Origin of the sequence: Mycobacterium sp. (assembly GCF_035697385.1) — a bacterium.
GTDB lineage: Bacteria > Actinomycetota > Actinomycetes > Mycobacteriales > Mycobacteriaceae > Mycobacterium.
In genome coordinates, this window is the sequence record NZ_DASSCY010000144.1 from 1 (window position 1) to 11,698 (window position 11,698).

14 protein-coding genes and 1 pseudogene are annotated in these 11,698 nt (G+C 67.0%); 6 read left to right on the top strand and 9 right to left on the bottom strand.

The genetic code is table 11. The features are described from left to right. The 3 genes from VFH65_RS12130 to VFH65_RS12140 form a co-directional block, all read left to right on the top strand. The coding region (locus VFH65_RS12130) for an ABC transporter permease (protein ID WP_353321740.1) at positions 1-403 on the top strand (403 nt) is incomplete at its 5' end. 29 nt (positions 404-432) lie between these two features. Continuing rightward, positions 433-1,278, top strand: a complete 846-nt coding sequence (locus VFH65_RS12135) for a creatininase family protein (RefSeq protein WP_353321742.1) — start codon at positions 433-435, stop codon at positions 1,276-1,278. After that, positions 1,275-2,915: an ABC transporter ATP-binding protein gene (locus VFH65_RS12140; protein ID WP_353321744.1), complete on the top strand. Its 1,641-nt coding sequence runs from the start codon at positions 1,275-1,277 to the stop codon at positions 2,913-2,915. Before VFH65_RS12135 ends, VFH65_RS12140 begins: the two co-directional genes overlap by 4 nt. Before the next feature lie 8 nt (positions 2,916-2,923). On the opposite strand, the gene VFH65_RS12145 is transcribed toward VFH65_RS12140, so the two are convergent. Continuing rightward, positions 2,924-3,589, bottom strand: a complete 666-nt coding sequence (locus tag VFH65_RS12145; RefSeq protein ID WP_353321746.1) for a GntR family transcriptional regulator — start codon at positions 3,587-3,589, stop codon at positions 2,924-2,926. Positions 3,590-3,645: 56 nt separating this feature from the next. Between VFH65_RS12145 and VFH65_RS12150 the strand changes: the two genes are divergently transcribed. Continuing rightward, positions 3,646-4,419: an HpcH/HpaI aldolase family protein gene (locus VFH65_RS12150; protein WP_353321747.1), complete on the top strand. Its 774-nt coding sequence runs from the start codon at positions 3,646-3,648 to the stop codon at positions 4,417-4,419. 4 nt (positions 4,420-4,423) lie between these two features. After that, a complete protein-coding gene (locus VFH65_RS12155) occupies positions 4,424-5,221 on the top strand; it encodes a carbon-nitrogen hydrolase family protein (RefSeq protein ID WP_353321749.1) in 798 nt (265 codons plus the stop codon). Here the strand turns inward: VFH65_RS12155 and VFH65_RS12160 are convergent. Beyond that, positions 5,203-5,844: a TetR/AcrR family transcriptional regulator gene (locus VFH65_RS12160; RefSeq protein ID WP_353321750.1), complete on the bottom strand. Its 642-nt coding sequence runs from the start codon at positions 5,842-5,844 to the stop codon at positions 5,203-5,205. The two genes, VFH65_RS12155 and VFH65_RS12160, sit on opposite strands and share 19 nt — an antisense overlap. A gap of 77 nt (positions 5,845-5,921) precedes the next feature. Between VFH65_RS12160 and VFH65_RS12165 the strand changes: the two genes are divergently transcribed. Beyond that, positions 5,922-7,397 (top strand): flavin-containing monooxygenase, encoded by a 1,476-nt coding sequence (locus tag VFH65_RS12165; protein WP_353321751.1) that lies wholly within the window; start codon positions 5,922-5,924, stop codon positions 7,395-7,397. 19 nt (positions 7,398-7,416) lie between these two features. Here the strand turns inward: VFH65_RS12165 and rraA are convergent, their stop codons facing one another. From rraA to VFH65_RS12200, 7 genes and pseudogenes are all read right to left on the bottom strand, one after another. Beyond that, positions 7,417-7,896: a ribonuclease E activity regulator RraA gene (rraA, locus tag VFH65_RS12170; RefSeq protein ID WP_353321753.1), complete on the bottom strand. Its 480-nt coding sequence runs from the start codon at positions 7,894-7,896 to the stop codon at positions 7,417-7,419. Further along, positions 7,893-8,648, bottom strand: a complete 756-nt coding sequence (locus VFH65_RS12175; protein WP_353321754.1) for a MerR family transcriptional regulator — start codon at positions 8,646-8,648, stop codon at positions 7,893-7,895. The genes rraA and VFH65_RS12175 overlap by 4 nt, the downstream gene beginning before the upstream one ends. A gap of 48 nt (positions 8,649-8,696) precedes the next feature. Beyond that, on the bottom strand, positions 8,697-9,203 hold the full coding sequence (locus VFH65_RS32065; protein WP_414688403.1) for a hypothetical protein: 507 nt from the start codon (positions 9,201-9,203) through the stop codon (positions 8,697-8,699). 69 nt (positions 9,204-9,272) lie between these two features. Further along, positions 9,273-10,196 carry a CopD family protein gene (locus VFH65_RS12185; RefSeq protein ID WP_353321756.1) on the bottom strand — a complete coding sequence of 308 codons (924 nt, stop codon included), beginning with the start codon at positions 10,194-10,196 and terminating at the stop codon, positions 9,273-9,275. Beyond that, positions 10,193-10,702, bottom strand: coding sequence for a copper resistance CopC family protein (locus VFH65_RS12190; RefSeq protein ID WP_353321758.1), 510 nt, complete (start codon positions 10,700-10,702; stop codon positions 10,193-10,195). Before VFH65_RS12190 ends, VFH65_RS12185 begins: the two co-directional genes overlap by 4 nt. Next, positions 10,699-11,355: a YcnI family protein gene (locus VFH65_RS12195; RefSeq protein WP_353321760.1), complete on the bottom strand. Its 657-nt coding sequence runs from the start codon at positions 11,353-11,355 to the stop codon at positions 10,699-10,701. The genes VFH65_RS12190 and VFH65_RS12195 overlap by 4 nt, the downstream gene beginning before the upstream one ends. Before the next feature lie 37 nt (positions 11,356-11,392). Next, a pseudogene (locus tag VFH65_RS12200) lies at positions 11,393-11,698 on the bottom strand (hypothetical protein); the annotation flags it as partial.

The following is an 11,698-nucleotide window of genomic DNA, read 5'->3' on the forward strand; positions in this document are numbered from 1 at the left end:
GCTCTACATCCCGCGGTTCACCAGGATCGTGTACAGCCAGGTGCTAGCCCTGCGGCATGTCGAGTACGTCGAAGCTGCCCAGATCATGGGCGCATCGACGCCGAACATCTTGCTGCGCACCATCCTTCCGAACGTCTCGGCTCCGATCATCGTGCAGGTGACGCTGTCGGTGAGCTTTGCGATCCAGCTCGAGGCGGGCCTGAGTTTCCTCGGTCTCGGTGCGCAGCCGCCACTGCCCTCGCTGGGCTCGATGGTTGGCACCGGCCGTGACTTCCTCGAGGTACAGCCCTCGCTGTTGATCTACCCGTCGATCGTGATCGTCGCGGTCGTGTTGGCATTCAACGTTTTCGGCGACGGGCTGCGCGACCTGCTCGATCCGCGCAAGCGCGGAGCCCTCCGATAACCCGCCCCCGAACTGCAAAGGATGACACCGTGAGCACCGCGACCACCGCCCACCCGAGGACCCATCGGCTCGGCGAGCTGTCCTGGACGGAAGTGCGGGACGTCGCCGCCACCGACCCGGTCGTGCTGCTGCCGATCGGCGCCGTCGAACAGCACGGGCCGCACCTGCCGGTCCATGAGGACTCGATCGTCGCCGAGTGGGTCGCCGATCAACTGGCGCTGCGCAATGGGTACCTGGTCGCGCCTGCACTGCACTACGGACATTCACCGATGTTCCGCGGCTACCCTGGCAACCTGTCGTTGTCCGCCCAGACGCTGCGCGCCGTAACCTACGAGCTGCTTGAAGCGCTGGTGCAGTCCGGCTTCCGGCGAATCGTGTTGCTGGACAACAACGGCGGGAACGTCGCGCCCGTCACCAGTGCCGCCATGGATGCCCGCCGCGATCTGGGGATTCTCGTCGGACATCTGTACCCGTGGTCGCTGGGTTACGCCCTGATGCGCGACCAATACGACGACCCCGCCACCGCGTATGGGCACGGCGCAGAACCCGAGCACTCCGCGATGCTGGCGATGTTCCCCGACCAAGTCCAGCCCGCCCCGACGACCGACACCGGGTTGCGCTCCGCCGCAGGCTGGACCCCGGTCAGCTACGGCGAGGCGGCCATCCCCGGTCAGGATGTGCGCGGCACCGTCCTATGGGACTTCTCCGAAGTCAGCGAGAGCGGCTGCACCGGTGATGTCTCGCTCGGCGACCCGAAGATCGGTGAGGTCTGGATCGAACGGGTGCTCACGTTCTGCAGCGACTACCTGGCCGAGTACGAGCGGAACACCGCCGACGGCAAGGGTTTCCTCAAACAAGGCACCCTGGGCCGATGACTGCCGACGTGATCCTGGAGGTCAATGACCTCAGCGTCGACTTTCAGGTCGGCGGTGAGAGCGTGCCCGCGGTGCGCGGGGTCAGCTTCTCGGTATGCCGTGGCGAAGTCCTCGCGCTCGTTGGCGAATCGGGGTCGGGTAAGTCCGTCAGTTCGATGTCGGTCCTCAAGCTGCTGGCGCCGAACGCGCGCGTTCAGGGCAGCATCCGCTTCGACGGCGAAGAGATCAGCGAGCTTCACGGCGAGCCGCTACGGGCGTTGCGCGGCAAGCGCATCGCGATGATCTTTCAAGAGCCGATGACCGCGCTCAACCCCGTGTACACCATCGGCCAGCAGATCATCGAGGCGATCCGCAGCCACGAAGACGTCACCGAGGCGCGAGCCCGCGAGCGGACTCTCCAGCTCCTGCGTCTTGTCGAGATACCGGAACCCGAGCGCCGGATCGACAGTTACCCGCACCAACTGTCGGGGGGGCAACGGCAGCGGGCGATGATCGCGATGGCGGTATCGGGTTCGCCCGACGTGATCATCGCGGACGAGCCGACCACCGCGCTGGACGTCACCGTGCAGGCCGACATCCTCGACCTCCTTCGGCGCCTGCAGAAGGACCTTGGCGCCGCGGTGCTACTGATCACCCACGACATGGGGGTGGTGGCCGACCTCGCCGACCGGGTGGTCGTCATGCGTTCGGGCGCCGTGGTCGAGGAAGCACCGGTCAGACAAATCTTTACCCAGCCCGAGGCGGACTACACCGCGCAACTGCTGGCCGCTGTGCCCCGGCCCAGCGCACACGACAAGGTGCCAGCCGCATCCGATCGCGAACTATCGGTCGAGGTGTCCGGACTGGACGTGATCTATCCAGGGGGACTGGGGCGCAAGCCCTTTCACGCAGTGCATCAGGTCGACCTGGCGATCCCGCGTGGCAGCGTGCACGGGCTGGTCGGCGAGTCGGGCTCAGGGAAGTCGACCATCGGCCGCGCGATCGCCGGGCTGTTGCGCCCGGCCGCTGGCACGATCCGAATCGACGGGATAGACCCGTACGGGGCGAGCCGTGCCGAAAGGCGCAAGCTGCGTCGGTCCTACTCGATGGTCTTCCAGGACCCGGGCTCGTCGCTGAACCCTCGGCTGTCGATCGGCGATTCGGTGGCGGCGCCGATGCACATCAACAAGTTCGGGTCGCGTGGCGAGATCCAGAATCGGGTGAAATCGCTGCTGGACAGCGTCCATATCTCGTCAAGCTGGGTCGATCGATACCCGCACGAGCTCTCTGGCGGCCAGCGCCAGCGCGTCGGCATCGCACGCGCACTCGCGCTGGACCCCGAATTCCTGATCGCCGACGAGCCCACGTCCGCACTGGACGTATCCGTGCAGGCCACAGTGCTGGCGTTGTTGTCCGAACTCCAAGAGCGGCTTGGGTTCTCGTGCCTGTTCATCAGTCATGATCTGGCCGTCATCGAGCTGATGTCGGACCAAGTCACCGTCCTGCAGCACGGCCGCGTCGTCGAGAGCGCGCCGGCAAGCTCGGTCCTGCGATCGCCGACGTCGGACTACACCAAGCGGCTCATCGCCGCGGCCCCAGTGCCTGATCCGGTGGCACAGGCCGAGCGCAGGCGAGTCTGGCAAGCGATGAGCGCATGACGGCTCAATCAGTCCAGCCCGGAAACCACCGCGGCATCCGGGCGCAGATGCTCGCGCAACACCCCCATCGCCGCCTGAAAGTCGTGCCGCTGCAGCGATTCGTGGATGGCCCGGTGCTGCGGGAGGATCAGCGACATCCGCGAGGGCCGCAGCGCAACGGCGTTGACCCCGATTCGTTGGTAACGCGCGCGCAGGCTGGAGTAAAGGTCGATCAGCACCGAATTACCGGTTGCCCTGACGAAGGAAAAGTGGAACTCGAAGTCCAGCAACGCATGTTCGGCGATGACGGCCCTGTTGCCCACCATGATCTCCGCGAGACGGTCGGGATCCTCCATCGCGTCCAGATGCGCGGACATGTCGGGGATAGGGAGTTGTTGATCGCACAACACGCGAAATGCGTGACCCTCCAAGACGATTCGCATCTCGTAGGTCTCGAAGAGTTCGGCGGCCGTCGTGCGTCGCACCTGGGCTCCACGGCGAGGCAGCAGCTCGACGAAACGTTCGGCGGCCAACCGGTGCAACGCCTCGCGAACCGGCGTGCGCGACAGGCCCGTCTGATCGACCACCGCCTTCTCCTCGAGGAACGAGCCCTCGGGGAAGTGGCCGTTGAGGATGGCGTCGCGGGTCCACTGGTAGGCACGGTCGCGGGCCGACGCCTGGTCGCTGGTCTCCATCCTCGCCTTCCCCTAGACCATTGAATACACGAAGTATACGACAAGGCTGATCGTCAATGACTCCCCAGGCAAACACCGCACCGCCGCCCGAACCTCGCTGGGCGGCATGGCTCTCCGCGCCGAACGCCGCGGTGGCCGAGATCGTCCGCGACCTCGGATACGGATCGGTGGTCCTCGACATCGAACACGGCGCCTTCGACCTCGTCGACCTCGAGCGCTTCATCCCGTTTCTGCGCGCCATCGGGCTGCGCGTGCTGGCGAAGGTGCTGGCGCCCGAACGCGGGCCGATCCAGCAGGCGCTCGACTTTGGTGCCGATGTGGTCGTCATCCCACACGTGGAGAACCTCGCGCACGCCGTCGCCGTGTGTGCGTATGGCAAGTTCCCGCCGCGTGGTGATCGGAGCTTCGCCGGCGGTCGGACCGCGCGCTACGGCGGGTTCGACGACGAGTGGGTGGCCGTACAGGACAGCCGGACCCGGGTCTATCCGATGATCGAGGACGCCGGAGCCCTGCAAGACGTCGATGCCATCCTGGCCCTGGACACGGTCGACGGGGTGTTCGTCGGGCCCAGCGATCTGTCGCTACGTCGAGAGCGTGGCGCCTATTCGCGCACCGATGCCGACTTCGCCGACCTGCGGACCATTGCCGACGCGGCACGCCGCGCAGGTAAGCCGTGGGTGTTGCCCGCCTGGGCGCAGGCGGAAAAGGAATTCGCGCTCGCTAACGACGCCGACCCGGTGGTGCTGGTCGCCGACCACACCGCGCTGGTTGCCGGCTTCGGTGCTGCACTGTGCGAGACCAAGACCATCATCCAACGAGAGACGGAGTAACCAGATGTATGTCACAGTCGCGCAATTCGGCGCTACTACCGACAAGGCCGAGAATTTCGGTTCGGCCAGGCGTCTGATCGCCGACGCAGCCGCGCGCGGAACGTCCCTTGTCGTCCTGCCCGAGAACGCCATGTACTCCGACCCGGATCCGAACGGCGACGTCCGGCCCGCGGCCGAACCGGTGGACGGCCCCTTCGTCCAAGCCATTTCCCAGGAGGCGAAGACCGCAGGGGTGGCGGTTGTCGTCGGCATGACCGAGGTGCCCGGCGCCGACGGCCGGTGCACGAACGCGGTGCTCGCCATCGACGAGCAGGGCCGAACCATCGGCGTCTATCGCAAGGTGCACCTCTACGACGCCTTCGGGTACCGCGAGTCCGACCGGATCGTCCCGCACGCCCCCAGCGCGCTGGTGTTCGAGCGCGACGGGCTCCGGTTCGGCGTGATGACCTGTTATGACCTTCGCTTTCCGGAGATGGCGCGCTTCCTGGTGGACGCCGGAGCCGAAGTCCTGATCGTGCCTGCGGCATGGGTGGTGGGTCCCGCGAAGGAGGACCACTGGACGACGCTGCTGCGCGCACGGGCCATCGAGAACACCGTGTACGTCGTGGCGAGCGGGCAGACCGGCCCGTTCAGTTCAGGTCAAAGCGCGATCATCGATCCGATGGGTCAAATCGTCGCCAGCGCAGGCGAAGCGCCGGGCTTCGCCACCGGCTGGATCGACCGCGACCGGCTGGAAGCGGTCCGGTTGAAGAACCCGAGCCTGGCCAACCGGCGATTCCCGCACTACCGCGATTCGCCGTAGATGCTGGTGACCCAGATGTGGACCAGTGTGTCGAGCAACTGATCCTTGGGTATCGAGGGCTGCTCTTCGGCGAACGACGCGAACAAGGCGCGCTCGTTCATCAGGTTCAATGCCGTCGCGAGGTCACGCGCCGGGAGCGTGGTCGGCGCTGTGCCCTGGGTGCGCTCAGCCTCGATGGTGGCCTCGGTGCTGTCGATCCACTTCGTCATGAACGTCGCGAGCAGGTCGCGCACCGCAGTGTTCGAGGCGCGCACCTCGTGGGCAGCGCGAGTCACGCCCTTGTGCTTGACGAACGTCTCGAAGAACACGTTGATACCGCTGCGCCACGCCTCATAGCGATCGGCGGGGGGGTTCTGGGCGTGCCGTTCAAACGCCGAATCGGCCTCATTGATCACCTGCTCGAACAGCGCGAGCAGCACCGCGTCCTTGGACGCGAAATAGAAATAGAACGTCGGCCGTGAAATGCCCGCGCCCTTGGCCAGGTCGTCGACGGAGATCTCGGTCAACGGCCGTTCTTCGAGTAGCCGCTCTGCCGTCGCCAGAATTGCCTGCTCACGGTCGTCGCCAGACGGCCGGGCGGAGCGCCGACCCCGGGCGGGACGCGGCTGGCTGACGGTGGTCACAGGCCATGACGTTACACGATGTCGAATTTCTCAACACACCGTTGACTTCGTCGACACCCTGTTGATAGCTTTACACGATGACCGAATTTGTCGACATCGTCGTCGTAGGAGCCGGTATCTCCGGCATCAGTGCCGCCTGGCACCTGCAGGACCGCTGCCCCGACAAGAGCTACGTAGTCCTGGAGCGTCGTGAGAACCTCGGCGGCACCTGGGACCTGTTCAAGTACCCGGGCATCCGCTCGGACTCCGACATGTTCACGCTCGGCTTCAGGTTCAAGCCGTGGACATCGGAGAAGGCCATCGCCGACGGCCCGTCGATCATGTCCTATCTGAAGGAGACGGTCGCCGAGTCCGGCATCGACAAGCACATCCGCTACGGCCACAAGGTCGTCAGCGCGGATTGGTCCGACGCCGACAACAACTGGACGGTTCGCGTCGAGCGCGACGGCGAGGAAGTCGAGATCAAGAGCTCGTTCCTGTTCGCCGCCAGCGGCTACTACAACTATGACCAGGGTTACGCACCGGAGTTCCCCGGCCAGGAGGACTTCTCGGGCACGGTCATCCACCCGCAGCACTGGCCGGAGGACCTCGACTACTCGGGCAAGAAGATCGTCGTCATCGGCAGCGGCGCCACCGCAGTCACTCTCATTCCGGCCCTTGCCGATTCGGGCGCCGGCCACGTGACGATGCTGCAGCGTTCGCCGTCGTACATCGGGGCGCTTCCCGACGTCGATCCGTTCACCGTGCAGACGAACAAGGCCCTGCCGGAGAAGCTGGCGTACGTCCTGAACCGGTGGAAGTGCATCCTGTTCCAGTCCGCGCAGTACAACATCAGCAGGCGCTTCCCGAACTTCATGCGCAAGACGCTGATGACCATGGCCCAGCGGCGCCTGCCCGAGGGCTACGACGTCGAGAAGCACTTCGGTCCCAGCTACAACCCGTGGGATCAGCGACTGTGCTTGGCGCCCAACGGCGATCTCTTCAAGACCATCCGCGCCGGCAAGGCCGATGTCGTCACCGACACCATCGAGCGGTTCACCAAGACGGGCATCAAGCTGTCTTCAGGTGAGGAGCTGGAAGCCGACATCATCGTCACCGCAACGGGTTTGAACCTGCAGCTGTTCGGCGGCGCCGAGGTCATGCGCAACGGCGTGCCGATCGAGCTCAACGACACCATGGCCTACAAGGGCATGATGCTGACCCATATGCCCAACATGGCGTTCACCATCGGCTACACCAACGCGTCGTGGACGCTGAAGGCAGACCTGGTGTCGGAGTTCGTCTGTCGCGTGCTGAACTACATGGACGCCAAGGGCTATGACACCGTGGAGCCGCAGCATCCTGGCAACTCCGTCGACGAGCGCCCGCTGATGGACTTCACGCCCGGCTATGTACTGCGGGCGCTGGACTACCTGCCCAAATCGGGACACGTCGCCCCATGGCGGCTCAAGCAGAACTACCTGCTCGACCTCCGCCTGATCCGTCGCGGCAAGGTCGACGACGAAGCGCTGCGCTTCACCAAACAACGTGCCGCAGTAGGGGCTTCGGCCTAGCTTCGCGGGGGCCCACGCGCTATGGGCCGACGACGACGATGCCGTCGTCGTCGCTGTAGGCGATGTGGCCGGGCACGAACACCACCCCGCCGAACTCGACGGCTGCGTCGCGCAGGCCCTCCCCGGTCTTCGTGCTCTTGCGGGGATTGGTGCCAAGCGCCTTGATGCCGATGCCGAGGGTGCGCAGCGTCGCGGCGTCGCGGACCGCGCCGTTGATGATCAAGCCCGCCCAACCGTTGTCCAGCCCGAGGCCCGCGATGACGTCGCCGACCAGGGCGGCGTGTAGCGACCCGTCGCCGTCGATCACCAGCACCCCGCCCTGGCCCGGCTCGGACAGCACCGACTTGAGCAGCGCGTTGTCCTCGAAGCACCGCACGGTGGTGATCGGTCCCGCGAATTGCGGCCTGCCGCCGTACTGGGTCAGTTGCAGATCGCAGCTGCGCACGTCGGGGCCGATCTCGTCGACCAGGTCAGCGGTGGGGCGCGGGGTTACGGTCACCGGTTGATGCTAGCCACGACGATGTCGTGCACGAACTGGGCCAGGCCGGGCTCGACGTCGTCGTAGTAGCGGGTGAAGCGCTCGTCGGCGAGGTACATCTCCGCCAGGCAACGGTGCATCTCGTCGTCGCAGTCGTAGTAGCGCTCGATCGATCCACGATGCCGGGCGGCCAGCTCGTTGGCCGCCGCAGAGCCGGGCACGACACCTTCGCGCTTGGCCGCTGCCAGGTCAGCCAGCAGCTTGTCGACGTCGGCCTTGATGTTCACCCAGTCCTGCTTGGTCAACTTCGAAACCCGTTGCTGGGACTGCTTCCAGGCGTCGGTATTACCCCAGCGCTCCTGCGCCTCGGCCGCGTATTCATCACTGAAGGCCGTGGTTCCGAAGATCTCGACCTGCTCCTCTGCGGTCAGCTGGATGCCTTCACGGTGGGCGTTCATCAGTTCCTCCACTGCTTTGATCGTGTGTTGCAATCGGTCGGCCTGCTCCAGCAGCAACTCGCGCTGCCGCTGCAGATGCGCCATCACGTCGGCGTCCGCGTCGTCGAGCAGTTTGCGGATCTCGTCGAGCGGCAGCCCGACGGAGCGGTAAACCAGCACCAGATGCAGCCGCTCGATGTCGGCGTCGGTGTAGCCGCGGTATCCCGCAGGGGTACGGACGCTCGGCACCACGAGACCGATGTGGTCGTAGTGGTGCAGTGTGCGCACGGAGACACCCGTGAGGGTGGTTACCGCGCCGACGGTTATGGCGTCCATGCCGCCAACTATCGACCCTGACGTCGCGTGAGGGTCAAGCTGAATTGCTCAGTCGTCGTCGGAGTGGCGACGGGCAAGCAGCACCACCAGGATTGCGAGCACACCGGCGGCGATGGCCGCCACGATCGGCAGCCGTGACGGCTCCGGCCCGATCAGCGAAACCGGAGCAGGGCCGGCAACAGGGTTGCTGGCGCTGGCGACAGCGGATTTAGCTTGTGCCGCAGCCTCTTTCGCACCGGATGAGAGATCACCGTTGGTATCGGCCAGTTTAGGAGCGGCGGTCGCCTTCTTGGCGGGCGCTTTCTTGGCGGGGGCCTTCTTCGCCGCCTTTTTCGCGGGCTGAGCCTTCTTGGCCGCCTTGGCGGGTGTCTTCTTGGCGGGCGCTTTCTTCGCCGGCGCCTTCTTCGCAGCCTTGGCCGGTTGCGCCGGCGGCGCGGGGGCAGGTGCTTCGGCGGGAGGTGGAACGGCATCAGCGCCAGGTACCGACGAGCCCGAACCGGCGGCCGGAGATGCGGCGTCAGGCTTTTCGTCGGGTCGATCCTGCTGGTCTGCCATGTGGCTGCTCCTTTGCGCCTGTCTATTCCTCCCGGCAGTGGTTCCCATCATGCCAGGTCGCATATGGCGCTAACCGGTGACGGCCAGTGCGGCCGCCAAGGCCAGTGCCACGGCCATGATCGCCAGCTCGGTGCGCGACCGCGAACGCGACACTACGGCGCTGGCGCGGTGAGTCCGCGCGGCGGGCAGCCAGATCGTGCGGTTGCGCCACGCCAACACGATCAGCACCACCGTGACCGCGACCTTGGCGGACAACACCCGGCCGTATCCGGTCCCATATAACTGGGCAGGCGACGTGAGCGTCACGGCAGCGCCCACGACGCCCCCAACCAGTAGCGCCGCCACACACAGCACGGACAGCTGCGAGAACCGGGGCAGCAGTCTGGCCCACTGCCCGCGGTGTTCGACGGTCAGCACCAGTCCGGCCAGCACGCCGCACCACAGCGCCGCGGCCAGGGTGTGAAGCGCGACCGCGAGGCCGCCAAGCGCACTCTCCGAAAAGTGGCCGGCGAGGGGCCGCGCCGCCACGCCAACGGCGGCGAGCCCGGCCACGGCGACGTTCATCGGCACCGTTCGGGGCGCCGCCGCGGCGGCCAGGCACACCGCCGCCGCGGCCACGACACTGAGCAGCCCGGCCCGCCCAGCGGCGGTGTGCATCGCGAATTCGACCGACGTCCGCACACCGAGGCGAACGACCGGTACGCCGGCGGCCTGGGCCGCCGCCACGACCAGCCGAACGAGCTCGGCAAGCAGCCACACCGCGCCTGCGACGGACAACGATGCGGTGGCGCGACCGATCAGCTCGCCGCGATACCGGCCTTGGTCGAGCATCGGCACCACCGCAAGGCCCAGCGCGGTGACCGCCGCACAATCGGCGACGGCCCGCACCAGCGTCGCGGTCAGCGAATTCTGCGGGGACGCCAGCGACCACGCCGCCACCGAGGCGGCCACCACGATCAGCACACCGCCTGCCACCGCCCGACGGCGCGTCACGTCTGCCGTCGCACCGCCCACAGCGCACCGCCGCCGATGATCACTGCCGCCACGACGATGAATGGCCACACCGGAATCTCGTCGCCCGGTTCTTGGGACGGCGCACTGGCCGACGGCCCGGGAGTTCCCGTGCCCGCCGCGGTCAGCGAGAACGACCAGGAACCCGTGACCGCGTGCCCGTCAGCCGACGTCACCCGGTAGTTCACCGTGTAGGTGCCCGCCGGTCCGAGTGGCCGGACGCCGACGCTGATGACGGCGCCCTCCACCTGCGGCGCGCCCGTCGACCACAGGTTTCCGTCAGGGCCCACCACCGTCATCGCCGCGAACTCCGGTGACAGCGCTTCGTTGAACGTCGCACTGACCTTGGACGGTGCCTGGGTCAGTGCGGCGTTCTCGACGGGGTCGGTGGCGGTGCGGGTGGCATGCGCCGAAGCCGCGGCCGCCCCTGCGAGCCCGGCCACCACGAGCGCGAAGGCCAGAACCACTGTGGCGACAAGGCGATTCACGATCGCCGCCTCGCGACTAACGCCGCCGCAACCGCAACCGCGGCGACCGTCAACGCGCCGCCGGCCAGCCAGCGCGCGGAGTTGTCGGTCGCCGCCGCCACCACAGGAACGGGGTGGTCGTCGGCCGGTGCCGCGTCGGTCCCGGTCAGCGTCAACACCGGTGCCGGATGCTCGGGTTCACCACCGCCAGGAAGCGGCGCCTGATCCCAGCGCACCACCGTGCCGTCGGAATAGGTTTGTGTCGCCGGGAAGCTGACGGTCTGCGCGTCGGGCAGCTTCACCGAGATCCGGAACAGCACAAACTGATCCGATGAGATGCCGGTTCCCGGTGCGGCGGTCCAGGTGACCGAGTTGACGGTTCCTGCGGCTGCGTCCCGGTCCAGCCGCGCGGCCCAGCCCGGTAGCACTTCGGTGCGCGCCGATGCCACAGCGGGCAGCGCGATACTCAATTCTGTTGTCAGAGCGCCGTTTTCGGACTCGCCGGGCACCCGAAATGTGAGCACCGACGTCTTGCCTGGTGCGGCGTTATCGGCCTCGACGCGCACGTGTGCCCCCGCGGGCGCTGCGCCGGACAGCAGGCCGATGGACATTGCCGTACTAGTGGCGGCAACCGTGATGAGGGCGCGCGTCGTCGCCCTGGTAATGGATCGCATTTCGATTGTGGCTTTCTGTGTGGGAGGGGAAGGTCGGTCAGCGAGCAAGGCTGACCGGCGGACCCCGATGCGACACAGAAGCGGCGAGCAGAAGCGCCGATCGCAGCGGCTGATCGGCGGCGGGCGGCGCGACGACAGGCACGGCGGTCACCGGCGGGCTGACGATGCGCACCGCGGCCCGCACGCCACGCGACACCGCTCGGCACACCCGCTCTCCGGCTGCGATCAGCAGCGCACCGGCGGCGATCGCGAGCACGTGGGCGGCCAGCATCGCCGCGGCGGGTGGCGTCGAGGCCGACGTGTGGCTGTGGCCGACGGCGCTGAGCATCAGGTGCCCGAGAAG

Excerpts from the sequence above, each read along its gene's own strand:
- VFH65_RS12140 (WP_353321744.1), top strand. The coding sequence starts at position 1,275 with ATGACTGCCGACGTGATCCTGGAGGTCAATGACCTCAGCGTCGACTTT.
- VFH65_RS12145 (WP_353321746.1), bottom strand. The coding sequence starts at position 3,589 with ATGGAGACCAGCGACCAGGCGTCGGCCCGCGACCGTGCCTACCAGTGG.
- VFH65_RS12150 (WP_353321747.1), top strand. The coding sequence starts at position 3,646 with ATGACTCCCCAGGCAAACACCGCACCGCCGCCCGAACCTCGCTGGGCG.
- VFH65_RS12155 (WP_353321749.1), top strand. The coding sequence starts at position 4,424 with ATGTATGTCACAGTCGCGCAATTCGGCGCTACTACCGACAAGGCCGAG.
- VFH65_RS12165 (WP_353321751.1), top strand. The coding sequence starts at position 5,922 with ATGACCGAATTTGTCGACATCGTCGTCGTAGGAGCCGGTATCTCCGGC.
- VFH65_RS12175 (WP_353321754.1), bottom strand. The coding sequence starts at position 8,648 with ATGGACGCCATAACCGTCGGCGCGGTAACCACCCTCACGGGTGTCTCC.
- VFH65_RS32065 (WP_414688403.1), bottom strand. The coding sequence starts at position 9,203 with ATGGCAGACCAGCAGGATCGACCCGACGAAAAGCCTGACGCCGCATCT.
- VFH65_RS12195 (WP_353321760.1), bottom strand. The coding sequence starts at position 11,355 with ATGCGATCCATTACCAGGGCGACGACGCGCGCCCTCATCACGGTTGCC.